The organism is Streptomyces yangpuensis (genome assembly GCF_001005295.1).
In the GTDB taxonomy this organism is placed as follows: domain Bacteria; phylum Actinomycetota; class Actinomycetes; order Streptomycetales; family Streptomycetaceae; genus Streptomyces; species Streptomyces yangpuensis.
In genome coordinates this window covers 1-26432 of sequence record NZ_LBMK01000003.1, presented here as the reverse complement: position 1 = coordinate 26432, position 26432 = coordinate 1, and the positions used below count along the sequence as shown (strand labels likewise).

At 74.1% G+C, this 26432-nt stretch carries 16 protein-coding genes and 1 tRNA gene; 8 read left to right on the top strand and 9 right to left on the bottom strand.

The window, feature by feature from the left end:
* Positions 1–66: 66 nt before the first annotated feature.
* On the bottom strand, positions 67–1338 hold the full coding sequence (locus tag AAT21_RS15315; protein ID WP_046777484.1) for a hypothetical protein: 1272 nt from the start codon (positions 1336–1338) through the stop codon (positions 67–69).
* A 318-nt stretch (positions 1339–1656) separates the two neighbouring features.
* Here AAT21_RS15315 and AAT21_RS15310 point away from each other — a divergent pair.
* Both AAT21_RS15310 and AAT21_RS15305 read left to right on the top strand, forming a co-directional pair.
* A tRNA-Met gene (locus tag AAT21_RS15310) sits at positions 1657–1730 on the top strand.
* A gap of 587 nt (positions 1731–2317) precedes the next feature.
* Entirely contained in the window at positions 2318–3334 is a 1017-nt protein-coding gene (locus AAT21_RS15305) for a M23 family metallopeptidase (protein ID WP_046777483.1), read from the top strand.
* Here the strand turns inward: AAT21_RS15305 and AAT21_RS15300 are convergent.
* From AAT21_RS15300 to AAT21_RS15285, 4 genes are all read right to left on the bottom strand, one after another.
* The gene (locus AAT21_RS15300) at positions 3243–4643 is read right to left on the bottom strand and encodes a PrsW family intramembrane metalloprotease (protein ID WP_235438888.1); all 1401 of its coding nucleotides are present in this window, start codon (positions 4641–4643) and stop codon (positions 3243–3245) included. The two genes, AAT21_RS15305 and AAT21_RS15300, sit on opposite strands and share 92 nt — an antisense overlap.
* A gap of 64 nt (positions 4644–4707) precedes the next feature.
* Positions 4708–5547, bottom strand: a complete 840-nt coding sequence (gene trmB, locus AAT21_RS15295; RefSeq protein WP_046777481.1) for a tRNA (guanosine(46)-N7)-methyltransferase TrmB — start codon at positions 5545–5547, stop codon at positions 4708–4710.
* A 125-nt stretch (positions 5548–5672) separates the two neighbouring features.
* Complete coding sequence (gene lhgO / locus AAT21_RS15290) at positions 5673–6905, bottom strand: L-2-hydroxyglutarate oxidase (protein ID WP_046777480.1); 1233 nt, start codon at positions 6903–6905, stop codon at positions 5673–5675.
* Positions 6906–6934: 29 nt separating this feature from the next.
* Positions 6935–8656, bottom strand: coding sequence for a sporulation protein (locus AAT21_RS15285; protein WP_046777479.1), 1722 nt, complete (start codon positions 8654–8656; stop codon positions 6935–6937).
* Between the two features lie 639 nt (positions 8657–9295).
* Here AAT21_RS15285 and AAT21_RS15280 point away from each other — a divergent pair.
* Entirely contained in the window at positions 9296–11506 is a 2211-nt protein-coding gene (locus AAT21_RS15280; RefSeq protein ID WP_235438887.1) for an asparagine synthase-related protein, read from the top strand.
* Positions 11507–11552: 46 nt separating this feature from the next.
* On the opposite strand, the gene AAT21_RS15275 is transcribed toward AAT21_RS15280, so the two are convergent.
* Positions 11553–12833, bottom strand: a complete 1281-nt coding sequence (locus tag AAT21_RS15275) for an MFS transporter (protein ID WP_046777478.1) — start codon at positions 12831–12833, stop codon at positions 11553–11555.
* A gap of 151 nt (positions 12834–12984) precedes the next feature.
* Here AAT21_RS15275 and AAT21_RS36800 point away from each other — a divergent pair, with 151 nt between their 5' ends.
* Together AAT21_RS36800 and AAT21_RS15265 are read left to right on the top strand one after the other, a co-directional pair.
* A complete protein-coding gene (locus AAT21_RS36800) occupies positions 12985–13491 on the top strand; it encodes a MarR family winged helix-turn-helix transcriptional regulator (protein ID WP_046777477.1) in 507 nt (168 codons plus the stop codon).
* A gap of 41 nt (positions 13492–13532) precedes the next feature.
* Positions 13533–17120, top strand: coding sequence for an AfsR/SARP family transcriptional regulator (locus AAT21_RS15265; protein ID WP_046777476.1), 3588 nt, complete (start codon positions 13533–13535; stop codon positions 17118–17120).
* Positions 17121–17197: 77 nt separating this feature from the next.
* On the opposite strand, the gene AAT21_RS15260 is transcribed toward AAT21_RS15265, so the two are convergent.
* Positions 17198–19222 carry a sigma-70 family RNA polymerase sigma factor gene (locus tag AAT21_RS15260; protein ID WP_046777475.1) on the bottom strand — a complete coding sequence of 675 codons (2025 nt, stop codon included), beginning with the start codon at positions 19220–19222 and terminating at the stop codon, positions 17198–17200.
* Positions 19223–19532: 310 nt separating this feature from the next.
* Positions 19533–20309: a TetR/AcrR family transcriptional regulator gene (locus AAT21_RS15255; RefSeq protein ID WP_079025722.1), complete on the bottom strand. Its 777-nt coding sequence runs from the start codon at positions 20307–20309 to the stop codon at positions 19533–19535.
* 333 nt (positions 20310–20642) lie between these two features.
* Between AAT21_RS15255 and AAT21_RS15250 the strand changes: the two genes are divergently transcribed.
* On the top strand, positions 20643–22073 hold the full coding sequence (locus tag AAT21_RS15250; RefSeq protein WP_046777473.1) for an NAD(P)/FAD-dependent oxidoreductase: 1431 nt from the start codon (positions 20643–20645) through the stop codon (positions 22071–22073).
* A 135-nt stretch (positions 22074–22208) separates the two neighbouring features.
* Complete coding sequence (locus AAT21_RS15245) at positions 22209–24023, top strand: ATP-binding SpoIIE family protein phosphatase (RefSeq protein WP_046777472.1); 1815 nt, start codon at positions 22209–22211, stop codon at positions 24021–24023.
* Positions 24024–24145: 122 nt separating this feature from the next.
* Here AAT21_RS15245 and AAT21_RS15240 read toward each other — a convergent pair whose 3' ends face one another.
* The gene (locus AAT21_RS15240) at positions 24146–25429 is read right to left on the bottom strand and encodes an MFS transporter (protein ID WP_046778358.1); all 1284 of its coding nucleotides are present in this window, start codon (positions 25427–25429) and stop codon (positions 24146–24148) included.
* 124 nt (positions 25430–25553) lie between these two features.
* On the opposite strand from AAT21_RS15240, the gene AAT21_RS15235 reads away from it, so the two are divergent.
* Positions 25554–26090 (top strand): MarR family winged helix-turn-helix transcriptional regulator, encoded by a 537-nt coding sequence (locus tag AAT21_RS15235; protein ID WP_030666248.1) that lies wholly within the window; start codon positions 25554–25556, stop codon positions 26088–26090.
* The last annotated feature ends 342 nt before the right edge of the window (positions 26091–26432 follow it).

Genomic DNA, 26432 nt, shown 5'->3' with positions numbered 1-26432 from the left:
TGAAGCGCCCCGCCCGAGGGATCGGGCGGGGCGCTTCGGGGTGTTCAGGGGTGTGGGGAGGTGCGATCAGACGTTGGTGCGGTGGCGGCGACGGCCGAGCCAGGCGGCGGCCGCGCCGAGCGCGACCAGGGCCGCGGCGAGGCCGGCGTACAGGCCGGTGGACGAGCCGGCGCCGGTGCTGGCCAGCGAGCCCGTGGAGGAGCCTGTGGAGGATCCCGTGGTCGTCACGTCGGAGTTGCCGGTGGTGGTGGCGACGGCCTGCCGGACCGCCGTGGTGGAGGAGGGAGAGGCGGTCGGGGACGGGGTGGTGGTCGGGGTGGTCGGGGCGGTGGTCGGCTCGGTCGGCGCCGGCTCCGTGATCGGGACCAGCGGGAACTGCACGCGGGCGGTCCTGACGGGCCAGGTGTTGCCCTCGGCCTGGCGGACCTCGGCCTCCATGGTGATCGTGGTGCGCTTCGTCAGCTCGGTGTTCTTGCCCAGGCTGAGGCGCAGGGGCTGGGTGTGGACGCCGGAGGCGGCGCCGAAGCCCTTGGCGATGCGCGGCAGCTCGTAGCGGCTGTCCTCGGCCTTCAGGTCCTGCCAGCGGCCGTCGACCAGGGCCTGGAGCCGGAAGTCGGCGTCCTGCGTTCCCGGGTGGGAGAGGGTCAGGCTGGTGGCGAGGGCGGTGCCGAAGGTGCCGTCACCGGTGGCCTGGTGGTTCAGGTCCAGGTAGGCGCGCTGCTCTTGGCCGTCCTTGCCCGAACTGACCTGCTTGAACCAGGTCTTCAGCTCGCCCGTCTTGATCTGCGGGTCGACCTTGAAGAGGTGGGAGTCGGCGCCGCCGGGGGCGACGGAGTTGTTGTAGCTGCTGGCGGTGAAGGTGAAGTCGCCGTTGTTGGTCGGGTAGTTCGCGCCGAGACCGATGGTGACCTTCCAGGTCATCCTGCCGTTCGCGGGGATGTCGAAGCCCGCGCCCGGCTCGCCGGCGGACGGAGAGAACTCGCCCTGCCACTCGCCGTCCTGCTGGCCGATGTGGGACTTGGTCGCCGGGGCGTCCACCGCCTCGACCTTGAAGACGATGTCGCTCTCGTCGAGCCGGCTCGGGCCCTTCGGGTCGAGCAGCATCCAGGGCTTGTACTCGACGGCCTTGCCGGTCGGGTTCTTCACCGTCAGGTCGAAGGTCTCGGTGGCGCCGCCGCGGGTCAGCGGGCCGCCGGGGACGGGAGCGCCCATTTCCGTACGCAGCACGGCGTGGCCGTCGGCGGCGGGTGCGGCGGACGCGGCGGTGGCCGAGAGCGGCAGCAGAGTGGTGACAACGCCGGCGACGACTGCGATGGCGGCTGCGGTGCGAACGGACATGGTGGGACTCCCCCCGGGAATCACAAGGGCATCGGCAGAGCGCCGAGCCGGTGGGTGTGGTCTGGTCTGACCTGGTCTGGGTCGTCCGGCCGGTTCGTGTTCCCCCTGGCCCTGGCGACAGATGAATCTTCACCCGGAACCGATCGCGGAACCATCCCTGCAGTGTCACCGCCGTGCAACAGAGATGATCTTGATCTGCGGGGTGCTGGTTTCAGGCCGGTTTTCGGGCTTTGACCTGCGGTGATGCCGTTTCTGGGGCGGGCCGGCGATTAATTGGCGGAGAGCCGCTCCCGGATGCCGTAGAGTTGGGTTCACCGACGCGGGGTGGAGCAGCTCGGTAGCTCGCTGGGCTCATAACCCAGAGGTCGCAGGTTCAAATCCTGTCCCCNGGAGCAGCTCGGTAGCTCGCTGGGCTCATAACCCAGAGGTCGCAGGTTCAAATCCTGTCCCCGCTACTGAAGACGAAGGCCCGGTTCCCTTGGGAACCGGGCCTTCGTCGTGTCCTCGGCCCGCCGCCCCGCCCGCGCCCCGCACTTGCGCACCCTCCCCGCGCCCCGTCCCCCGTACGGCCGCCGTCGGGTCGCCCGCGCCCGCACCCGCGGCCGGCCAGGCGGAGCGGCGGCGGCCGGAACGGCAACGGACGGCGCCGGTGGTGAGGCGGGGCGACGAGACGGCGGGACACTGTGACGGTGCGTGAGGGAACGGGCGCTCAGTGCAAGCTGATTGAGGGTCGGTCATGTCGATTCCGTGGCCGAGGAGGTGGCTGAATCACTTGATCTTTGCCCGAGTTGCACCCCTTATCAACCGAAAAGGAATGACCAAAGCAAGCCAGGGCGTGGCCGATTGGTGGGAACGATCAAGCGCAACAGCTTGGAATCACTCCCCCACGTCTATTACCTTTCGATAACGCAGCGCGGTCGTCCCGGCCGTCGCAAGAGACGGCACCGTGCGCGTGCGTGTCAATGAGGAGTGTGCCCCGGTGGCCTCCAACTCGCCTGCTCCCGAAGGCATCGAGATCCAGGAGCCGCCCACCGCGGGTGCCTGGGGCGAGTGGAACCCCACCGAGGACTCGGTCCGTCCGGTCCGGGGCAAGCACCGGGTGGCCAAGCAGCGCGGGGGACTTGCCCGCAGCTCCACCGTGCTCGGCGTCGGCGTCATCGCGGCGGTCGGAGCCAGCGGCATCGCCACCGCGCAGGACCGCCCGCAGGTCGCGATATCCATTCCCTCCCTCCCCGGCCTGATGCCCGGGGGCGACGAGCGTCAGGGCGACGGGGATTCCGGCCGGCAGGCCGAAGCCGCCGCCACCACCGGGATCATCGCCCAGCAGGCCGACAGCGGCGCCGACGCGGGCGAGATCCTGCGCAACCGCATCCTGCAGCAGGCCGAATCGCAAGCGGAGGCCGCCGAGGCGAAGGCCCGGGCGGAGGCCGAGCGCGCCGCGCACGAGGCGGCCGCCCAGGAGGCCAAGGGCAAGCTGGAAGCGGCCCGTCAGGCGGCCGAGGACGCCAAGGCCGCGGCCGAGGCGAAGGCCGCGGAGGAGGCCGAGGCCGCCCGGAAGGCCGCCGAGGCCAAGGCGGCGCAGGAGCGCGCCGCAGCGGCGGGCAGCTGGTCCCTGCCCACGTCCGCCTACACCCTCACCTCGCACTACGGGGTCGCCGGCTCCATGTGGTCCTCCGGCCACCACACCGGCCTCGACTTCGCGGCCCCGACCGGCACCCCCGCCAAGGCGGTCGGAGCGGGGAAGATCACCTCGGCCGGCTGGTCCGGGGCGTACGGCTACCGGATCGTGCTGGAGCTGGAGGACGGTACGGAGGTCTGGTACTGCCACCTCTCCTCGATGTCGGTGACCTCCGGTGCGGTCGGCGCCGGCGACACCATCGGCCGGGTCGGCGCCACCGGGAACGTCACCGGACCCCATCTCCACCTGGAAGTACGCAAGGGCGGATCGACGGTGGACCCGCTGGCGTGGCTGGAGTCCAAGGGCCTGAACGTCTGAGGAACGGTTCCTCCCGTCGCGGTTCAGCTCGCCGCGGTTCAGCCTGCCGCGCTTCCGCTGGCCGCGGTTCCTCCCGTCGTGGCCCGGGAACGGTCGCCGGGTCCGCTGCCGTGACCCGGCCCGCCGGCTCCGATGCGTGGGTCCAGGGCGGCAGCAGCTCCTCCAGCACCGCCGCCCGGGCCAGTGCGGGTCCCGCCGTCGCGCGCCGCTGCCACAGCCGGTGCAGCAACTCCTTCTCCCGGCGCGCGAAGTCCGCCTTCAGCGGCGGTCCCCCGCGGCGGGCCCGGTTGCGCAGCAGTGCCAGGGCGGCCGCGTCCGCCTCGTACCGGGCGACCGTGCGTCCGGCGGCCCGGCCCCCGCTGCGCCGCGCCAGGCCGCGGGCCAGTGACCGGGCCGGCATCGAGGCCAGGGCGGGCACCTCGGCGGGAGCCAGCCAGCCCGCGGCCGCGTACAGCGCGAGTTCGTCGGCGACGGCCCGCAGCCTGCGGTGCCGTAGCCGCACCGCCAGCCACCCCAGCAGCCCGAACGCCGGGACCATCACGCAGGCGTAGACGATGTAGAAACCGTGGTCCCCGAACTGCGAGGAGCCGTTCCACAGGGCGTGCATGCCCATGGCCGCCGCCAGGCCGAGCAGGGGCAGGCAGATCCGGTGCGAGCGGCGGACGCTGACTGCGGCCGCGCCGGCTCCGAGCCCGGTGAGCACCGTGAACAGCGGGTGCGCGAACGGCGACAGCACGACCCGTACGAAGAAGGTCGCCGCGGTCACCGAGTCCAGCACGCCGGTGCCGTCGGCGAGGTCCTGGACGAACGCGTTGCCGAGGTAGAGGATGTTCTCGGTGAAGGCGAAGCCGGTCGCGGTGAAGCCGGCCACCACGAAACCGTCGGCGGGGCCGGTGAAATGCCGTCTTCGGAACGCGAACACCAGCAGCAGGGCGGCCGCCTTGGCGCTCTCCTCCACCACCGGGGCGATCACGACCGAGCCGAGCCGGTCCGCACCCGAGGGGTCGGCGGTGGCCGCGGCTATCCACTCGGTGGCGAAGTTGTTGGCCAGTATGGCGATCAGCGCGGCGGTGCAGGCGCCCCAGCCGAAGCAGAACAGCAGCTGGGGCCATGGCGCGGGCGCGGCCCGGCCCAGCCACCGGAAGGCCGCCATGAGGGGCGCCACCGGCAGCAGGGCCAGGCCGAGGCCGACGAAGAAGCCCGGGGTGCCGGTCTGCTCCCGTACGAGCTCCAGGATGGCGATGCCGGTGGCGGCGAGCAGGACGAGGAGCACGCACGTGCGGACCGTGCCGGACGGACGGGTGAACACAGGGCGAAGCGCTCGGAACACATGATGACCCTAGCGATCCGCTCCGACACGGGCGGTGACGTTGTCAGTTCTCCGTGCGACGGAAGAGCAAGTCGTGTACGACGTGCCCCTTGTCGAGGCCCTGTCCCTCGAAGCGGGTGAGCGGCCGGAAGTCGGGCCGCGGGGCGTAGCCGCCGTCCGCCTGCGTGTTCTCGAAGTCGGGGTGCGCCGTGAGGACTTCGAGCATCTGCTCGGCGTACGGCTCCCAGTCGGTCGCGCAGTGCAGTACGGCCCCGGGCGCCAGCCGGGTGGCGGCCAGGGTGAGGAACTCGGGCTGGATCAGCCGGCGCTTGTGGTGGCGGGCCTTGGGCCACGGGTCCGGGAAGTACACGCGGATCCCGGCGAGCGAGTCGGGCGCCAGCATCTCGCGGAGCAGGATGATCGCGTCGCCGTTCGCGACACGCACGTTGCTCAGCCCGCCCCGCTCGGCGAGGGCGAGGAGGTTGCCCTGGCCGGGGGTGTGCACGTCGGCGGCGAGGATGCCGGTGGCCGGGTCCGCGGCGGCCATCTGCGCCGTGGCCTCGCCCATGCCGAAGCCGATCTCCAGGACGACCGGGAGGCCGCCGAAGAGGGCCTCGAGGTCGATGACCGAGTGGCCGTCGATGTCCAGGCCCCAGATGCCCCAGAGCCGCTTGAGGGCCTCGCCCTGGCCGGTGGTGACCCGGCTGCGCCGGGGCTGGAAGCTCCGGATCCGCCGCTCGTGGTGCGAGCCGGCCGGGTCCGGCGCGGGGCCGTCGGGGAAGCGGGGCTCGGTGCGCCACTTCGGGGGCACGTACGAGTTCGCCTCCGGCGCGGCGTCGGCGGAGTAGTCGGCGACGGGGGCGTCCGGGACGGCGGGCGGCGTGGGGTTCAGGGACTCAGACACAATGCGCTGATTCTACGACGGGGCGTCGGGCCCTGCCGGGCGCCGACCCCGCACGGGGTGGGGGCCGGAGCCGGTCGATTCCAGCCCCGCCGGCGTTTGGGGCGCGGGGCGGAGGCCCGCAGGGGTCAGGCCGGGCCGAGGGTGCGGAGGACTCGGGTGGCGATTTCGCGGCCGATGGGGAGGGAGGCCGTCGCGGCCGGGGAGGGGGCGTTGAGGACGTGGACCGTGCGCGGGGCGTCGCGGATCAGGAAGTCGTCCACCAGGGTGCCGTCGCGCAGGACGGCCTGCGCGCGGACCCCGGCCGCGGCGGGCTGCAGGTCCGCCGCGGTGACGGCCGGCAGGAGGCGGCGTACCGCCCGGGTGAAGGCCTGCTTCGACAGCGAGCGGTGGATCTCGCCCGTCCCGAACCGCCAGTGCCGGGAGGCCATCCGCCAGGCGCCCGGCCAGGCGAGCTCGTCCGCGATGTCCCGGGGGCGAACCGTCGACCAGTCGTACCCCTCGCGGGCCAGGGCGGGCACGGCGTTGGGGCCGACATGGACGCCGCCGCCGATGCCGCGGGTGAGGTGCACCCCAAGGAAGGGGAACGCCGGGTCGGGCACCGGGTACACCAGCCCGCGGACCAGGTCCGGGCGGGTCAGGTCGTAGTACTCGCCGCGGAAGGGGATGATCCGCATCCCCGGGTCGTCTCCGGCCAGGCGGGCAATCCGGTCGCAGTGCAGGCCCGCGCAGTTCACCAGCATCCGGGCCCGGAAGACCAGCCCCGCCGTGGTGCGTACGGCCACCGCCGACGCGCGGCGCGAGATCAGGTCCACCTCGGCGCCGTAGACGATCTCCGCGCCGGAGGACTCGGCCAGCTGGGCGCTCACCCGGCCGTAGTCCACGATGCCGGTGCTGCCGACGTGGATCGCGGCCAGCCCCTGCACCTGCGGTTCGTACTCCGTGATCTGGGCCGGGCCCAGCTCGCGCACCGGGATGCCGTTCTCCCGGCCGCGCTGGACCAGGGCGTGCAGCCGGGGCAGCTCCTCGCGCTCGGTGGCGACGATCAGCTTGCCCGTCACCTCGTGCGGGATCCCGTGCTCCGCGCAGAACTTCACCATCTCGGCGGCGCCGCCCACCGCGAAGCGCGCCTTCAGCGAGCCCGGGCGGTAGTAGATCCCGCTGTGGATCACCCCGCTGTTGCGGCCCGTCTGGTGCCGGGCCGGGCCCGACTCCTTCTCCAGGACGATCACCCTCGTACCCGGAGCCAGGCGCGACAAGGCGTGCGCCGTCGACAGGCCGACGATTCCGCCGCCGATCACCAGCACATCGCAGTCCACGCCACCGCCCACGCCGACACCTCCCACCCCTGCATACTGCACCCCCGCACCGACAACGAGGCCACGCGGGTCTACGCCGGAGCCACCAGGAGCGGCCGGGCCCGCTCGCGCAGCTCCGCGACGCGCGGTTCGTCCCCGTAAGGTTCCAGGCGGTGCAGCAGGTCCCGTACGTATTCGGTCGTGCGCGCCGAGGAGATCCGGCCCGCCACCTCCACCGCCCGGGTGCCCGCCGCACACGCCGCGTCCAGATTGCCCGACTCCAGCTCCGCGACCGCGCTGACGACCAGCCGCAGCCCGTGGGACCGCACGTACTCCTCCGTGGGCCGCGACAGCGCCTGCTCGGTGAAGCGCCGCACCTGCCGGGGGAGTTTGAGGTCCCGGTAGCATTCCGCCGCATCCGCCGCGAACCGGTCGTACGAGTAGAAACCGAGCCAGGTCGGATCCGGATCACCCTCGCGGGACCGCTCCAGCCAGCCCTCCGCGGCCCGCAGCGCCGCCCCGGCAGCGGCCGAATCGCCCGCCTTCGCGTGCGCCCGTGCCTCGACCAGCCGGAAGAAGCTCATCGTGCGCGCCGTGGCCAGGCCGCGGTTGCGCTCGACGGCCGCCTGCGCGAGGTCCACGCCCTCGTCGGGGAAGTCCCGGTAGGTCGCCTGCAGGGACATCGAGGCCAGTACGTAGCCACCGAGCGGTACGTCCGCGGCCGCGCGGGCCAGGCGCAGTGCCTGGATGTAGTAGCGCTGGGCGGCCTCCTGCTGGCCGGTGTCGAAGGCCATCCACCCGGCCAGCCTGGTCAGTTCGGCCGTCGCGCCGAAGAGGGCGCGGCCCACCTCGTCGGTGTACGAGCCGAGCAGCAGCGGCGCCGCGTCCACCCGCAGGCACTCGGGGACCATCGACGAACGCCAGTCGCCGCCGCCGTACTTGGAGTCCCAGCGGCGGGCGTCCTCGGCGGCCTCGCGCAGCTTGGTCACATCGCTGTGGCCCACGCGCTGCACGTGGTCGCGCGGCGTTTCGGGTCCGTTCTGCGCGGGCACAACGGTGGTCGGCGGGCCTGTCGGCGCGCCGGCCGGTGCCGACATCGAGCCCGTCGCCGGCCCGGTCGTCCGGCCCTCCGGGGAGGACCCGGGAGCCGGCGCGGGCGTGCCGTGCGCAGGCGTGCCGTGCGCCGCCGGTGCCCCGGGCGGCGTCGACTGCTGTGACGGGAGGTCGCGCGCCGGTGCGTCCGGAGCCTGCGCCCCGGTGTGGTGAGGGGAGGGGGCCGCAGTCGTGGACCGTTGATGCGCCGGACCCGCCGGACCCTCCGGACCTGCCGGACCTGCCGGTTCCCGCGCCACCGAACTGTCGGCGGGAGATATCAGCCATCGCGACGCGGGCGTCGCGTAGGCCGCCACGGAGAACGAGCCCGCGAGCGACTGCCAGATCCCGCCACCGCCCCGACGGCCGGCGAGGTCGAGCCGGTAGAGGTCGGTGGCCGAGCGCACGGCCGCGCCGACGTCGCGGGGGAAGGCCAGCCCCACCTCGGGCGCGGGGTCCGCGTCCGCCAGGCCGATCTCGTGCAGCGGCACCGGCCGCCCCAGCTTCGCGCCGATGGCGGCGGCGATCAGGTGCGGGGCGGCGCCCTGCGGCACCATCCCCTTCGACACCCACCGCGCCACCGACGTCTTGTCGTACCGAAGTGTCAGGCCGCGCTGTGCGCCGAGGTCGTTGACCCGCCGGGCCAGCCCGGCGTTGCTGATGCCGGCGAGGGCGAGGACGGCGCCGAGCTTCTCGTTGGGCTCGCGGAGCTCCCTGGACATGCGCCACCCCTCGTCACACGCGGAACGCATACAACGCATACGCCGCCGGGGCATAGGCGCCCGGCATTTCGTAAACCCAGCGTAGTTCCCCGCCTCCCAAGCGTTAAGGCCCTTACTTCCGTATGGCGGGATTGTTGTCCGTTTGCGCGGTCCGGTCCGGCGCCCCTGGCGGGGGCGCGCGTCCCGTCGCGTGCTCCGCCCGTGTGGCCGTGCGCCCGCCCGTGCGCTCTGGCCGGTCCGGGAGCCCGGCGATTCGATGTGCGGTGCGTGGGTCGGCCCGCTGCGTGGACCGGGTGGGCCGGGGGATGCCGCTGCCTCAATCCCCGCGGGTGGCGGAACGGTCCGGGGGGCGGAATCCGCCTCCCGGACCGCGCCTGCGCGCCGGGCGCCGACACCGCGCGACGGCTCTCCAGGCGGCCGAAGAATGGCCGAAAGCGACCTATGGGGCGGTGGGAACGGAACGCCAAATACCGCGTGGCCGGGGCGTGTTCGTTTGCGTGTGCGCCCCCTATAACCCCTCTCGCACGCCTGTCCCGTGGCAGCATGGACCCGAGCCACCGGGGACCGGCCGACCGCGCCCTCAGCGCTGTCCGTGCTGCCCGCGCCCCGGTCATGTGCCCACGGGCTGGGGAGGCGGCGGTGCGCTGGTTGGTGGGGTGGAGCAGTATCGCCGCGAGCTTCGGCACGGCGGGCCGCGTCTCCGGCCAGGGGGCAGGCCACGCACCGGGCGGATACGGACCGGGCGGATACGGCGCCGACGGCGCGCCCCTGCACGGCGGCATCGCGGACGCCGCCCACGCGGCCGACCCCGGCGCGGACGCGGAACGCACCGTCCACCCCGTCGGCTCCCAGCTGCTCTGGGGCGATCCCGACCCGCTCTGGGCCGTCGGCGACTGGCGCCCCGACGAGATCCGCACCGTCACCGCAGACCCGGCCGACCCCTTCACCCGGCTCGCCGTCCTCGGCTGCTGCGGCGCCACCGACGCCGAGCTGCGCCGGGCCCTCTACGCGGCCCGCGGCGGTGCGCTGCGCCACCTCACCCAGTGGTCCGGCAGCTACACGGCCGTCGTCCAGGCCGGCCGCCGCATCACCGTCGTCGGAGACCTCGCGGGCGCCCGGCCCGTCTTCTACACCCCCTGGGCGAGCGGCACCGCGTACGCCACCGCCGCCCTCCCGCTCGCCGACCTCATCGAGGCGCAGCTCGACATCGGCCATCTCGCCGCCCTGCTGGCCTGTCCGGACAGCCCCGAGGCGCTGGGCGACGGCACCCCGTACGCGGGGGTCCGCCGCATCCCGCCCGGGCACGCCCTCATCCTGCGCGAGGGCTCCCGCGAGATCACCGGCTACGAACAGGTCGCCTCGCTCGCGGTGGCCGCGCCCGAGGCCGACGCCGACCGCGCGGTGGAGGGCGTACGCGAAGCTTTGGTCGACGCGGTGCGCGCCCGGCTCACGGCACCGCGGCATGCTCCCGACACCCTGCCACCGTACGATCCCGGCCCCGTGCCCGGCATGGGCCCGGCCGACCGGCGTGCCGCCCGCGGCGCCCCGGCCCCCGGGGTGGGAGCCGACCTGTCCGGCGGCAGCGCCTCCGCGACGCTCGCCCTGCTCGCGGCCGGACTCCCGGGAGCGCCCGGCAGCCTCACCAGCCCCGCCGGGGCCCGGCTGCTCGCCGTCACCTTCAACGACCTGGCCACCCCGCAGGGGCGCGAGGACGAACTGGAACGCGCCAGGGCCGTCGCCGCCGACCCGCGCCTGCACCACGTCGTGGTCGCCGCCGCGGCCGAGGCCCTCCCGTACACCGACCTGGACGGCCCGCTCACCGACGAACCGGGCCCCTCGCTCGTCCTCGCCGCCCGCGAGCGCCGCAGACTCGCCGCCGGAGCCGCCGACCACTTCACCGGCCACGGCGCCCGGCAGGTCCTCGACGCCCACCCGGCCCGTATGGCGGACCTCCTGATGGACCGGCGCCGACGCCACCTGCTGCGCCCGGTGGCGGCGCTGGCCCGTTCCGCCTCCGCCTCCGGAGCGGCCGGGGAGTCCCTGCTGGTGCCGCTCACCGTGTACTCGGCGGCCCGCCGGCTCGCCCGTACGACGTACCGCGCGGGTATGGAGGCCGCCGCGGCCCGGCTCCGCGAGGGCGGGGTCACCGCGAGCGCCTCCGGTCCGGTGGACGCCTCCCTCGCCGCCCTGACCTGGTCCCGGCCGGGTCCGGCCGCGGGCTGGCTCACGGGGGAGGCGCTGGCGGAGGTGTCGATCCGGCTCACGGCCGCGGCCGGGCGGCCCCCGCTGTCGCTGCGGCCCGGGGAGGCCCGGGCGCGTTCGGTGCTGGCCCGGCAGGCCGCCGACCACCGGGTCTTCGAACAGGCGGTGGAGGTCCGCAGCCAGCGCCTGCACGCCCCCTTCCTCGACAACCAGGTCGTACGGGCCGCGCGCGCCCTGCCCGAGTCCCTGCGCGTGCAGCCGGGCGCCCGGGCGGAGATCCTGCGCAGCGTCCTGTACTCGGCCGGGGTGCGTGAGCTCCCGCCCGGCTGGGGCGCCACCGCGCACACGCCGAACGAGACGGCGACCAGGCTGGGGCTGCGGGCCGCTCTGGGCGAGCTGCTCGACCTCTTCGCCGCCCCGCTGCTCGCGGACGCCGGCCTGATCGAGGCCCGGGTGGTGCGGCAGGCGCTGCTCGACGCGGCCGAAGGCCGCCCGGTCCCGCTGGACGGGCTCGCGGAACTCGTCTCGATGGAGCTGTGGCTGCGCCGGCTGCTGGCGCGGCGCGGCACCTGCTGGACGGGCACGTCCGCGGCCCGGCGCCGGGCGGTACCCGAGGGCGTCCCCGTGCACCGTCCGGCGCTGTCCTGACCGTGGCGGTGTGTCCGGTGGCCGCGGTACGTGTGGTGGCCGGGGTTCAGGAGCCGAGGACGAGGGCCGTGGCGATGGCGGGGCCGAAGGCGCCGCCCAGCTGGTAGCAGAGGGTGAACAGGCCGATGGCCGTGGGGCGCTGGGGGTCGGGGACGCTCGACGCGGCCTGCATGGACAGCACCGCGTTGGCGCCGGTCGCGCCGAACACGCCGCCGAGGGTGGCCGTCAGGAGCAGCGGGCCCCAGCTCGCGAACACCGCGAGCACCGCGGCCAGGGTGCCGGCCGCGACCAGCACCGTGCGCACGGCCGTCCGCCCCATGCGCGCCGAGCCGGCCGCCAGCAGCCAGGACAGCGCGGATCCGGTGAGCAGCGCGACGAGCTGACCGGTCCCGGCCGTGGTGACGTCCCAGCCCGCGCGGTCGCCGAGCAGCCGCGGTACGGCGAACAGCAGCGTGAAGTACGAGGTCGACAGCGCGAGCGCCAGCAGCGCCGAGCCGGCGAAGAGCGGGCTGCGGACCAGGGCGGCCGGGACGAAGCCGTCGGGCCGGCGCCGTACGTGGAGCGCGAGGAGCGCGGCGGCGACGGCCGCGGAGCCGAGGGCGACGGCCGGTGCGTGGGGGAGCAGGACCAGGGCGGTGGCCAGCACGGTCAGCAGCGCGGCGCCGCGTGCGTCGAACCGGCCCTGCGGCGCGGCGGGGCTGGTGGCCGGGGCCTTCGCGTACCTGCTCACCGCGGGTACGGCCAGCAGCGAGACGAGCGACACCGAGAGCGAGAGCCGCCACGACACGGTGTGGGAGAGCTGCGCGCCGAGCAGGGGGCCGGACGCGCCGAGCATGCCGAAGCCGGCGCTGATGACGCCCATGCGGCGGGCCGAGCCGGCCAGGCTCATCGCGGCCGCCACCAGGCCGGCGCCGCCCGCGGCCTGCGCGGCCCGGCCGAGGAGGGTCGCGGGGAGCCAGGGGGACGCGGCGACGAGGAGCGTGCCGCCGAGGAGGAGGACGGCGGACAGCCGGAGGACGGGGGCGAGGCCGCGGCGGCGGAGCAGGCCGGCCAGCAGGGGGATGGAGACCGCCATGGCCCAGGCGAAGGCGGCGACGAGCCAGGCGGCCGTCGAGGTGGCCACCCCGAGGGAGGCGGCCATGTCCGGGAGGATCAGCACGGGGGCGTTGGCGGCGGCGGCCGCGGGGGTGGCGAGCAGGGCCAGCCACAGCACGGGGACGGGTGCGCGGTCGGCGGCCGGGCCGGGGGCCGCGGCCCGGGTGGGGGCGGTGGTGGTTTCCGTGGCGGCCCTGGCGGTCGCGGTGGCAGGGGTGGCGGTCGTGGTCATGGTGGCGCCCGCTCCGATTCATCTCAAGATTCAGAATCTCAATGTTGAGATAAAATCAGGGCAGTTCTCTCAACGTCAAGTGTCTCAACGTTGAGATATTCTCGGGTGGAACGGAGCGGGCGAGCACGCCGGCGGAAGAGGGAGCGGCAGCATGAGCGACGCGGTGGACGCGATCATCGACCAGTGGACGCAGGAGCGCCCCGAGCTGGCGCCGGGCCTGTGGCCGGTCGAACTCCTGGCCCGCATCCAGCGGATGAACCGAATCCTCGACAAGCACCTCAAGGCCTTCGCGGCCGAACGCGACCTGGAGGTGGGCGAGGTCGACATCCTCTTCACCCTCCGCCGCAGCGGCCCCCCTTACGCGCTCACCGCCGGCGCCCTGATCCCGGCCGCCATGGTGACCTCCGGAGCGATCACCAACCGCATCGACCGCATGGAGGCCAAGGGGCTGGTCGAACGGGTGCGGGACGGCCAGGACCGCCGCACCGTCCGGATCCGGCTGACCGAGCGGAGCATCGCGCTCACCGAATCGCTGTTCGAGGACCACCTTCGCCAGTACGCCGAGCTGCTCGCCCCGCTGGATCCGGCCACCTGCGCCACCGTCGCCGAAGCCCTGCGCACCCTTCTGGAGGCCGGCGGCGACACCTCGATCACCTGAGGGCCGACGCCACCCGCCGTGCGGCCGGGCAGAATTGGCGGGTGCGGTACCTCATCCTCGGCGTCACCGAGGCACGCGACGAGACCGGCGCCCCCCTCCCGATCGGCGGCGCCCGGCTGCGCGCACTCCTGGCCGCCCTCGCCCTGCGCGCCGGCCGCCCGGCCGCCGTCGCCGAACTCGTCGACGACGTCTGGGGAGACGCCCCGCCCCTGGACGCCCCCGCAGCCCTCCAGGCGCTCGTCGCCCGTCTCCGCCGCGCCCTCGGTGGCCGGGACGCCGTCCCCTCGGCCCCCACCGGCGGCTACCGCCTCGCCGCCGACCGCGACGACGTCGACCTCCACCGCTTCACCCGCCTGGTCGCCCAGGGACACCGGGAACTCGCCGAGGACCCCGCTGCCGCCGCCCGCACCCTGCACACGGCCCTCTCCCTCTGGCGCGGCCCCGCCCTCGCCGACCTGGCGGAGCCGGGCCGCACCGCGCACGCCACCGCCCCCGAGGCCCGCCGCGCCGCCGCCCTGCGCCGACGCATCGAGGCGGACCTGCTCAGCGGCACCACCGCCCCGGCGCTGCTGCTGCCCGAAATCGAGGCACTGGTCCATGTGAGCCCGTACGACGAACCGCTGCGGGCCCTGCAACTGCGCGCCCTGCGCGCCGCCGGCCGTCCCGCCGAGGCCCTCGCCGCGTACGAGCACACACGCCGCGCCCTGGCCGACGCCCTCGGCACCGACCCGGGTCCCGAACTCACCGCCCTCCACACGGAACTACTCCACCCCCACCCACCCCAGCCCCCACCAACCCCGGCGCACCTGGAGCCCCCGGCAACACCGCAGACCGCGGCACCCCCGCCGGCTCCGCAGGTCCCGCCGACCGCACCAGCCGTGGTGCCCCCGGCGTCTCCGCAGTCTGCGTCGATCTCCCGGCCCGCGCCGCCCTCGCAGCCTGCGTCGATCTCGCTGGAGCCACAGGTCCCGGCGACCGAGCGAGCCGCAGCGCCCCCGGCGTCTCCGCAGTCTGCGTCGATCTCCCGGCCTGTGCAGGCTTCGCAGCCCCCGTCGGCTTCGCAGACCCAGGCGGACCCGCAGCCCCTGCCGACCCCGCAGGCTGCGCAGATCGCGGCGGCAGTCTCGCGGGGCGCCGGGAACCCGTCCGGCCGGCCGGAGGCGGTGCGGGGGAACCTTCGGCCCCGGCTGGACTCCTTCGTCGGCCGCGAGCCCGAACTGGCCGCCCTCCACGACGACCTGGCCCGCCTCCGCCTCGTCACCCTCACCGGCCCCGGCGGTTCCGGCAAGACCCGCCTCGCCGAACACGCCGCAGCCGCCCACCCCGAGCCCGGCTGGCTTGTCGAACTCGCCCGCCTCGACCATCCCGCCGCCGTACCCGGCGCCGTCCTCAGCGCCCTCGGCCTGCGCGAGAACACCCTCGTCGCCCGCGATACCCCGGCCCCGACGGCCGCCGCCGACACCACCACCCGCCTCCTCGAGCACTGCGCCCGCCGCCGCCTGCTGCTCGTGCTCGACAACTGCGAGCACGTGGTTGAGGCCGCCGCCGAGCTCGCGGAACGCCTCCTCACCCACTGTCCCGGCGTCCAGATCCTCGCCACCAGCCGCGAACCCCTCGGTATCCCGGGAGAGACCGTCCGTCCCGTCGAACCCCTGCCGCCCCACCCGGCCCACCGGCTCTTCGCCGACCGCGGGGCGGCGGCCCGCGCCGGGTTCACCGTGGACGAGGACCCGGCCGCCGTGGCCGAGATCTGCGCCCGCCTCGACGGGCTGCCGCTGGCGATCGAGCTGGCGGCGGCGCGGCTTCGGCTGCTGACTCCGCGGCAGATCGCGGACCGCCTGGACGACCGGTTCCGGCTGCTGACCGGCGGCGCCCGTACCGTATTGCCCCGCCAGCAGACCCTGCGGGCCGTGGTGGACTGGTCCTGGGACCTCCTCAACGAGGCCGAGCGGACCGTCCTGCGCCGCCTGTCCGTCTTCGCGGGCGGCTGCGACCTCGCCGCCGCCGAAGCCGTCTGCGCCGGCCCGTTCGGGGACGCCGACGCCGACGCCGACGCCGCCCGGGACGTGGCCGACACCCTCGGCTCCCTCGTCGACAAGTCCCTCGTCCTGGCCGAACCGTACGAGGACCGCGGCATGCGCTACCGCATGCTCGAAACCATCCACGAGTACGCCGCCGAACGCGCCGCCGTCCACCCCGCCGACGCCCGCGCCACCGCCCGCCGCCACACCGCCCACTACCTCGCCTTCGCCGAGCAGGCCGAACCCCTGATCCGCTCCGCCGCCCAGCTCCCCTGGATCCGGCTCGTCGAGACCGAACTCGACAATCTCCGCGCCGCCCTCCACACCACGACCGTCGATGACGTCGACGTCGAGTCCGCGCAGCGCCTGGCCTTCGCCCTCGGCTGGTTCTGGTGGCTGCGCAACTACCGCGCCGAGGGCGCCGAGTGGACCAGCCGGATCCTCGCCCTCACCCCTGTCCGGCCGCCCGAGGGCACGCCCGCCTACTGGCGCCACATGCGTCTGCAGGTCTTCGACATCTTCCTGCTCGCCGAGAGCAACTCCGCCGAGAGGTTCCGCACCCCCGAGTACCGGGACCTCGCCGTGCGCATCAAGACGGCGTTCCGCCACGGCTCCCCCGAGACCACGCTCTTCCCCGGATTCCTCTGGCCCGCCACGTCCTTCCTCACCGGCGACGTCCTCGCCTTCCACACCGACCTCGACCGGTCCGTCGAGAACTGCCGCCGCCACGCCGGCGCATGGGAACTGGGCGTCGTGCTGATGCTGCGCACCCACGTCGCCATCGACGTCACCGGAGGCCTTCCCACCGTCGACGCCGACCTCGCCGAACTCCACGTGATCGCCCAGCGCGTCGGCGACCGCTGGACGCGTGCCCAGGTGGCGAGCGCCGCCGGGGAGATCGCGCTCTCGCGCGGCCGGTACGCCGATGCCCGCACCGAGTTCGAGGAGTGCCTGCGCCTGGCCCGCGAGGTCGGGGCCCACGTCGAGGCGCCTTTCGCCATCGCCCGGATCGCGGAGGTCGCCTACAGCGCGGGCGACCTCGACGACGCCGAACGGCTCCTGGCCGAGGCCGACGAGGAGGCCGAACAGCACGGCGGTGTGTACGACGTCAGCGCCTACGCCCGGCTGCTCGGCGCCCTGCTCGCCCTCCAGCGAGGTGACGCCGGCCGGGCCAGGACCGAGTGCCAGCTCGCTCGCGTCCAGACCGAGCGGATCACCGTCCCGGGCCAGCTCACCGCCGGGCTGGACACCGTCGACGCCGTCCTCACCGCACGCGAACAGGGGCCGGGGGCCGCCCTGGCCCTGATCGGGCCCGCCCTGGGGGCCGCGGTCACGGCGCGGTGCGCCGAGCGCGTGCTGGCCGGGATGGCCGAGGCGGCGGCCCGGTTCCTGACCGACGCCGACCGCCCCGCCGAGGCCGTACGGGTCCTCGCGGCGGCCACCGCCTGGCGGGCGGGCCTGGCCCGCTCGGCCCCCGAGGCGACCGTCGTGGACGGCCTGCCGGAACGCACCCGCGCACTGCTCGGCCCCGACCGCTGGGCGCGGGAGGAGGCCGCGGGCGCCCTGCTCACCCCCACCGAGGTCGTCACGGTTCTCACCGGCAGCTGAGGACCGGCCCGTCGCCTCACCGGGCCCTCGCCTCGCCGGGCCCTCGCCTCGCCGGGCCGTCGGTCACCGGCCGTCGGTCACCGGCAGCCGATCACCGCGTCGGCCCAGCTCGCCAGCGTCGGCAGGTTGCCCGGACCGGCCCGCTCCACCACCAGCCGCAGCGACGTGCGCCCGGCGACGGAGACCTCGACGGCCGCCGGCGGATCGTCGTGCCCGAGGACGCCGGACTGCCACAGCCGCTGCCCGTCGGCGTACACGGCGAACCGCACCGACCGGTCGGTGAACAGCGACAGGTCGTCCACCCCGGCCCACGCCGAGAAGGTGGTGCACTGCCGGTTGAGGGCGATCTCCACCGAGGAACGCGAGTGCACGGTGATCCCCTGCGAGAAGCGCCGGTCGCCCACCGACAGCCCCCAGCGCTGCCACACCCACCCGCTGCGCCACGTCTGCAGCTCCGGGCCGCTGTGGTCGCCCTGCGCCGAGCGCGGCAGAGCGGCCAGCCGGAACGACTGCGGCGGCTTCGGGGCGGGCGACGGCGTCGTCGGCTCCGGCGAGGGCGTACTCGGGGACGGCGTCGGCGCGGGCTTCTCCCGGCCGGGGGATGGCGACGGGGACACCGAGGGCGCCGGCGCCGCCGCGGTCGGAGAGGCCGAGGGCGCCGGCGTCGGCGTCGGCTTCGGCGACGGCGGTACGGAGCTACGCGCGGGCGGCGGCTCCGCCCCGGCCGGGCTCGGCTCCGCCGACGGCGAGGGCGCGGGGGGAGCCTTCGGCGCGGCCGGAGCGGCCACGCTCGGCGCGGGCCGCACCCGGGCCTGCGGCTCGGGATCGTCCCCGGCCAGCGCGAACACCACCCCGGCGGCCGCGGCCACCGCGATCCCGGCGGCGATACCGGCCTTGGCCGGCAGCCCGATCCCCTCGGAGACCAGAACACCCCCGGCCGCGGACCCGGAACCACCGGCCCCGGCCCCGGCGGTACTCCCCGCAGCCCCGGCCCCGGCCGTACCGGCGACACCGGCACCGGCACCGGCACCGCCTCCGGCCGTCGACCCGCCCGCGGCGGCGGCCGCGGCACCGGCCCCGCCCGCGGCGAGCGCCCCACCGGCCACCACCCCGGCGGCCTTGGCCGCGTACGAGGCGGCGAACCAGCCGATGACCGCCACCGGAAGCAGCGCGGGAATGCCCGCGTTGACGTCCTTGAGCTCCCCGGCGGCCAGCCGGCACTTGACGCACTCCTCCAGGTGCCCCCGCAGTCCCCGCTCCGCCCGCATCCGCAGGCCGCCGCGCGCGTAGGCGCCCAGCCGGTCCGCGTACCGCGCGCAGTCGCCGCCCTCACTCAGCGCCGAACTCACATGGGCCTGCAGATAGGCCTGCTTGAGACCCTCGCGGGCCCGACTGGCCAGCACAGCGGTCGCGTTGGCGCTCAGCCCGAACAGCGGCGCGATCGCACTCGGCGACTCGTCCTCGACGGTGGTGTGCCACAGCACGGCCTGCCACCGCTCGGGCAGGCTCCGGAAGGCCTGCATGGCCAGCGACTGCTCCGCCACCCGCATCGCCCGTACGTCCGCGCCGAGTTCGAGGGTGTCGTCCCCCGACAGCCCCGACATCCCGCCGCCGCTCTCGGTGCGCGTGGCCGCCTGCTCCGCGAAGACCGCGAAGTCCTCGACGAGATGCTCCCGCTTCGCCGTCTTGGCCCAGGCCGCCGCGACCCTGCGTACGGTCGTCAGCAGATAGGCCCGCACCGACTGGTCCGGCCCGGCACCGCCCCGTACCGCCTGCAGGGTCCGCGCGAACACCTCGGCGGTCAGGTCGTCGGCGGTGTGCCCGTCCCGGCAGCAGGAGCGCGCGTAGCGCCGTACGGGGTCGGCGTGACGACGGAACAGCTCCGCGTACGCACCGTCGTCGCCGCCCCGCATCCGGGCGATCAAGTCCCCGTCGGACGGTGGCAGCTCGCCCCCGGCCCCGCCCGGGCCGGAGGAGCGCGAGGACCGTGCACGGCGCCCGCCCGGTTCGCGCTGCGCCGGCACCTGCCCGGCGGGCAGGCTGCCCACCTCGGTATCGCCCCCGGCGCCACCGGGTGACTCTTCACGCCCGTCAATGCTCATAGCGGAAGCTCCCGCACGACACGCTCCACCGGTACACCGAGCAAGCGTGTCACATGGCGGACACGCCTCGGACCCCTCCGCGCACCATCCACCCGTCCGGGCAGGCATGCGCGCATGCCCGAACAGGCCCCGGCCGCGCCAACGGAGCGCCGCCGCCCCGGTGTCGAAGCCGAACCCCTGCCGACCGCCATCGGAGCGCGCCGGACCGCAACCGGGCCCCGCGCCGGACCGCTACCGCGCCGACTCGCTACCGACTACCGCGCCGGCCCGGTGCCGGCCCGTCATCGGGCCCGCACCGAAACCGCCCGGATCACACCGTCCGCGAACGCAGCCCCTCCAGCAGGATGTCGAGCAGCCGGGTCGAAGCCGCCGCCTGCTGTGCCGGGTCGGGCAGCGCGGGCGCCGCCGTCGCTATCACCAGCAGCACATCGGCCACCGTGACATCGGCACGCAGCTCGCCCGCCTCCCGTGCCCGGTGGACCAGCCGGCCGACGACCTCCAGCAGCGCACCCGCACCCGCGTCGTCCGAAGGCTCGTCATCGGCCGCGCCCCGCGCCCCGCCCACGACCCGCAGGCCGGGAGCCCCGGCAGCCTCGGCCGCCTGGCGCTGGTACGGAACCCGTGCCTCCTCCGCCTCCTCGGCCGCCTCCTCGGCGGCCCCGCCGACGCGCAGTACCTGCGGCGGCAGCAGCCGCCCGGCGCCCGACGCCACGGAGGTGCGCAGGAAGCGCGACAGCGCCTGCCACGGCTCCTCCTCCTGCCCCAGCGCGGTCCTGGCCTGCTCGGTCAGCCGAGTGGTCTCCTCCTCGGCTATCCGCCGGACCAGGACGTCCTTGCTCGGGAAACGCCGGTACACGGTGCCGACACCGACCCGGGCGCGGCGCGCCACGTCCTCCATCGGAGCCCCGTAGCCCAGCTCGCCGAAGACCTCGCGGGCAGCACGCAGCACGTGCTCCAGGTTGCGCTGGGCGTCGACGCGCAGCGGCGTGGACCTGCCCACACCGTGCGTGGTCGCGCCGGTCATGGCGCGGCCGTTGCTCTCGACCGAAAGCGCGGTCGCAGAACCATGGAAATCGGAAATGTTCATATGTATCCCCCGGTAATCATTTGTCTCCCCCCGGAGACACTCCCCGCCTTCACGCCGAGGGGGGCCACGGTCTCAGGCCCGGTCCTCGACGAGATACGAACATAGTTGAGCCAGAGTCAATTCAGAAGAGGCAGCCCCGGACGGACCACCGCCCGATCGGAGCATTCACTCCCACTTTTCCCTCCCACACCCTCGGAACCTCCCTCTCCGACCGCCCTGACCTGCGAACTTCCGCCGCCCCCGACGGTCCTCTTCCGCCCCGTCCCAGGGCCACCACCGGTCACACAATGTGCCGGGCCTGTGGACAAACTCCCGGCCACGTTGCGTCATGGGATGGTGAAGGCTGCTAACCCCCGGGGCACGGCCCCCGGTACCCCGCCCCGCACGCGCATCCTGATCGTCGGCGGCGGCTACGTCGGCATGTACACGGCGCTCCGGCTCCAGCGAAAGCTGAGAGCGGGAGAAGCCGAGGTCACGGTGGTCACGCCCGAGCCGTACATGACGTACCAGCCCTTCCTCCCGGAAGCGGCCGCCGGCGCGATCTCACCGCGCCACGTCGTGGTCCCCCTGCGCCGCGTCCTCGGCAGGTGCCGCATCGTCATCGGCCAGGCCACGAGCATCGACCACGCCAAGCGGACCGCGACCATCAACACGCTCGCCACCGCCGACGAGGGCACCGGCCCCGTCGAGATGGAGTACGACGAACTCGTCCTCGCCCCCGGCTCCGTCTCCCGCACCCTGCCCGTGCCCGGCCTCGCCGACTACGGCATCGGCTTCAAGACCGTCGAAGAGGCCATCGGCCTGCGCAACCACGTCATCGAGCAGATGGACATCGCCTCCTCCACCCGCGATCCCGCCCTCCGCGACGCCGCCCTCACCTTCGTCTTCGTGGGCGGCGGCTTCGCGGGCGTCGAAGCTCTCGGCGAGCTGGAGGACATGGCCCGCTACGCGGCGCGGTACTACCACAACATCAAGCCCGAGGACATGAAGTGGGTCCTCGTCGAGGCCAGCGACCGCATCCTCCCCGAGGTCGGCCTCGAGATGGGCGTCTACACGGTCCGCGAACTGCGCAGCCGCAACATCGACGTCCGGCTGGAGACCCGGCTCGAATCGTGCGAGGACCGCGTCGTCGTCCTCAGCGACGGCGCCCGCTTCCCCACCCGCACCATCGTCTGGACCGCCGGCGTCAAGCCCCACCCCGTCCTCGCCGCGACCGACCTTCCCAGGAACGAGCGCGGCCGCCTCGTCTGCACCTCGTTCCTCACCGTCGAGGGCGTCGAGCACGCCTGGGCCGCGGGCGACGCCGCCGCCGTCCCCGACATCACCGCCCCGCCGGACGCCGAGGGCCCCCGCCGCGAGTGCGCCCCCAACGCCCAGCACGCCGTCCGCCAGGCGAAGGTCCTCGCCGACAACCTCCTCGCCGCCCTGCGGGGCGAGGTCCTGACCGAGTACGCCCACAAGTACGCCGGTTCGGTCGCCTCCCTCGGCCTCCACAAGGGCGTCGCCCACGTCTACGGGCGCAAGCTCAAGCGCTACCCGGCCTGGTTCATGCACCGCGCATACCACCTCAGCCGCGTCCCCAGTTTCAATCGGAAAATGCGCGTACTTGCCGAATGGACCCTCTCAGGCCTCTTCAAGCGTGAGATCGTCTCCCTTGGCTCACTCGAACACCCCAGGGCAGAATTCGAACTGGCCGCCGGCGGCGGCCCCAGAACACCTCCCCCGCCCCTCGCTCCCAACCCCCCGCAGAACGGCCAGGGCTGACGTTGTCAGTGCGGTCGGCCACACTGGACGTGTGACCATAGGTGTGCTCACACCTGCACAGAGTGACATCGTCCCGTCAGCGACCGCCCACGAGCGACACAGCGACCACTCGCGACACCACGAGGCTTGAACGCAGTGAACTTCACGCGCTGGAGCGCCCGGTTTCCCGGAACGCAGCGCCGCGCCGCCGCCCGGACCGAACATGACGCCGCCCAGGCCAAGCGGGGTGAAGGCGCGGTCCCCGCAGCCCGCGGCGGCCGTCCCGACCCCGGAACGGAGCGGTCCACGCCCGCCGCCGACGGCCACCCCGCCGACCCCACGGTCTCCGGCACCGGCTCCGGCAGCAGCACCGATCCGGGCGGCGCCGGGACCGGACCGGGCAGCGGCACGGCCCCCGCCCGGCGGGCCGGCGTCCTCACCGCCGTGCCCTCCCTCGACGAACTCCCCGTACGCGAGGTCCTCGGCAGGCTCCCCGCCCTGGTCGCCCTCGTCCACGGCCCCGAGCACCGCGTCGCCTACGTCAACGACGCCTACACCGCGGGCTTCGGCGCCCGCACCCCCGGCGCCCCCGCCCACGAGGCCCTCCCCGAACTCGGCGAGCTCGGCCTCCTCCCCCTCCTCGACCAGGTCCAGCGCAGCGGCAAATCCCGTACCGCCAAGAACCGCACCGCACCGGGCGGCGGCAGCTCGTACACCGTCACCTGCACACCCGTCGAATTCCCCCGGCCCACCACCGCGCACGAGGCGGACGCCCACCACACCGGCGTCCTGATCCACCTCGCCGACGTCACCGACCACGCCGAGGCCGTCGAGCGCCTCCGCGCCAGCGAACGCCGCCAGCGCGAGGCCGCCGTCACCCTCCAGCGCTCCCTGCTCCCGCAGGAGCTGGAACAGCCCGACGACCTGCGCATCGCCGCCACCTACCAGCCCGGCGGCACCGAGGCCGCTGTCGGCGGCGACTGGTACGACGTCATCACCCTCGGCGCCGGCCGCACCGCCCTCGTCATCGGCGACGTCATGGGCCGCGGCGTCCGCGCCGCCGCCGTCATGGGCCAGCTGCGCACCGCCGTCCGCGCCTACGCCCGCCTCGACCTGCCCCCGCACGAGGTACTGCAGCTCCTCGACGGACTCGCCGCCGAGATCGACGCAAGCCAGATCGCCACCTGCGTGTACGCCGTCCACGACCCCAACGAGGGCCTGCTCGCGTATGCCTCCGCCGGCCACCTGCCGATCCTCGTCCGCGACGAGAACGGCACCGTACGCAGAGCCGCCGACCCCACCGGCCCGCCGCTCGGCACCGGCGGCTGGCTGCACACCTCCGGCACCATCGCGCTCGGCCCCGGCTCCACCGCCGTCCTCTACACCGACGGCCTGGTCGAGCGCCGCGGTGAGGACATCGACGAAGGCGTCGCCGCGCTCGAACGCGCCCTCGCCGGCGCCCAGGGCCCCCCGACCGTCATCTGCGACCGCCTCATGCGCGCCCTCGGGGTGGACGCCGATCACGACGACGACGTCGCCGTGATGGTGCTCCAGCAGCCCGCCCGCGCCGGCGCCGACGCCGAGCTCTTCCACAACGCCGCCCTGGAACTCCTCGGCGGCATCGAAGCGGCCCCGCGCGCCCGTGCCTTCGCCCAGGGCGTCCTCGCCTCCTGGCGCTTCCCCGTCGAGCTCTGCGACCTCGGGGTCCTCGCGGCGAGCGAGCTCGTGGCGAACTCCCTCCAGCACGGCACCCCGCCCATGCGACTGCGACTGCGCCGCACCGACCGCCGGCTGATCATCGAGGTCACCGACGGCGACGACCACCTGCCGCGCCGCCGCCGCGCCGAACCGGCCGATGAGACCGGCCGCGGCATCTCCATCGTCGCCACCATCGCCTCCGCCTGGGGCTCCCGCCGCACCCCGGGCGGCGGCAAGGCCGTCTGGTGCGAGTTCGCCCTGCCGGACAAGTAGCCGCAGCAGCCGGACACGCGCAAGGCCCCGGTCCACGAGGACCGGGGCCTTGCCCACCGTACGTACCTACGTACCTACGTACCTACGTACCTACGTACCTACGTACCTACGTACCGATGCGGCTACACGTGCACGGGCTCCTTCACCACGACGGCGGGACCGCCCTGCGCGACGATCCTGCTCGCCAGCACCGGGTTGTCCTGCATCGGCGTGAGGCCCTTGCCGAGCCGCAGCGCCAGACCGGCGATCCCGAGCGACACCAGCACGAAGACCGCGATGTACAGCATCGGCGCGCCCGCACCGAGCGGCACCCCGAGCGGCCCCAGCGCCAACGCCATCTGCTTGACCAGCGCGAAAGCCGAGTTGTACTGGCCCACCGAGCCCTCGGGCGCCAGATCGGCGACAAGCGGGGCCAGGGTCGGCGACAGCATGGCCTCGCCGATGCCGAAGAGCGCGTACGTGGTGACGAACGCGGCGGCGGCCATCACCGCGCTGCCGTGGCCCAGGCCCGAGAACCCGGCGATCAGCCACGCCCCGGTCCAGATCAGCCCGACGAGCGCGATCACCCGCGACCGGCGGCGCTTCTCGACCAGCTTGAGCACGACGAACTGCGCGAGGACGATCGCACCGGTGTTGGCGGCGAGCGCGAAACCGAGCGTGGAGGGGGAGATCCCGGCGGCCTCGGTACCGAACGCGGCCAGACCCGACTCGAACTGCCCGTAGCAGGCGAAGAACACCACGAAGCCCAGCACGCACAGCTGCACCATGGCCTTGTGCCGCAGCAGCCGCTTCCAGCCGCCGGCACCGGCCTGCGCCGGGTCCTTCGGCAGGGCGTCCTTGATGGCCGGTACGTGCGGAAGCCGCACGGTGGCGACGACACCCGCCAGCACCAGGAACATCACGGCCTCGATGCCGAACAGCAGGGTGAAGCTCCCCGGCCGGGTCTCGTCGACGATCTGACCGCCGAGGAGACCGCCGATGCCCAGACCCAGGTTCTGCATGAAGAACTGGAGGGCGAAGGCACGGGTCCGGGTGGACGGCGTGGAACACCACACGATCATCGTGGCCAGGGCCGGCTGCATCACGGCCTGGCCGGCGCCCAGCGCCAGCGCGGACAGCAGGATGGGCACGACCCCCGTGGAGAGCCCGAGCGCGAGCGCGCCCGCCGAGGCGACCACGGCCGCACCCATGACCACGGGCACCGGACCACGTCGGTCGATGACCCGACCGGTGAAGGGCAGCGCGACGAGAGCGCCCAGGGCGAAGGCCACGAACGCGCTCGTGGCGGCCATGGAGCCCAGACCTCGCACCTGCGCCACATAGATGTAGAGGAACGGAACCGTGAAGCCGATGCCGAACGCCGTCAGCGCGTTCCCGGCCTGGATCCGCCGCATCGCAGCGCCCATCACCTTGGTCACTTCTCACCTGCCTTGATAGCTGAAGACTGAAGACTTCATACCTAAAGTTCGACCCTTAACAGTACACACCGAAGGAGTTAGACGCCAACGCGCTCGTGCCATACTTCGAGGCATGGGTGACACCCCCGACGGCACCACGTCCGTCCCCGAGCCGAGCCTCGATGAGCAGATCGCCGTCTACCAGCGCGAATTCCAGGACCTCGACCCCCAGGTCGAGAAGGTGGTGTCGGCGCTGAGCCGGCTGAACCGCCGGATGAACGTCGCGTACGGGCGCCAGACCGCCGCCCTGGGCATCAGCAACGCGGAGTGGGAGGTCCTCAAGGCCCTGGTCATCTCCGGAGCCCCCTACCGGATGGGCCCGAGCGAGCTCGCGAAGCAGCTGGGCCTCACACCGGCGGCGATGACCCACCGGATCGACCGCATGACGGCGGAGGGCCTGGTGACCCGCGAGCGGGACGAGTCCAACCGGGTCCGCGTGATCGTGGAGCTCACCGACGAGGGCCGCAGCAAGTGGCTGGACGCGATGCGGGCGGCCACGATCTTCGAGGAGGACCTCCTCCAGGACCTCTCGACGGCGGAGCGCGGGGTGCTCGGCGACATGCTCACGCGCCTGCTCGACCGGGTGGAAGACCTCCAGTCGCCCAGCTGACCGCCGGGGTTGACACAGCCTCCGCAGATCCGTAAGGTTCTTCGAGTTGCCCCGGAGCCGGAAGGATTCGGCGACAACGAATCCGCCGCCTCGTTGCGGCACCCAACTCAGCACGATCTCCCACTGGGAAAGATTTCGGCATGCCCGAATTCATTTCCGAAGGCCGATTATGAATCGCCGGGGAAATCCACTAGAGTTTGGGGAGTCGGAAGGGCCCAACAGCCCGGAAGGCAAACCCCGCTGACCGGGGGTCAGGCCCGAAAGAGTCTGATAGAGTCGGAAACGCAAGACAGCAGAACGAAAGCCCGGAGGAAAGCCCCAGCCGATGTTGCTGAGGGTGAG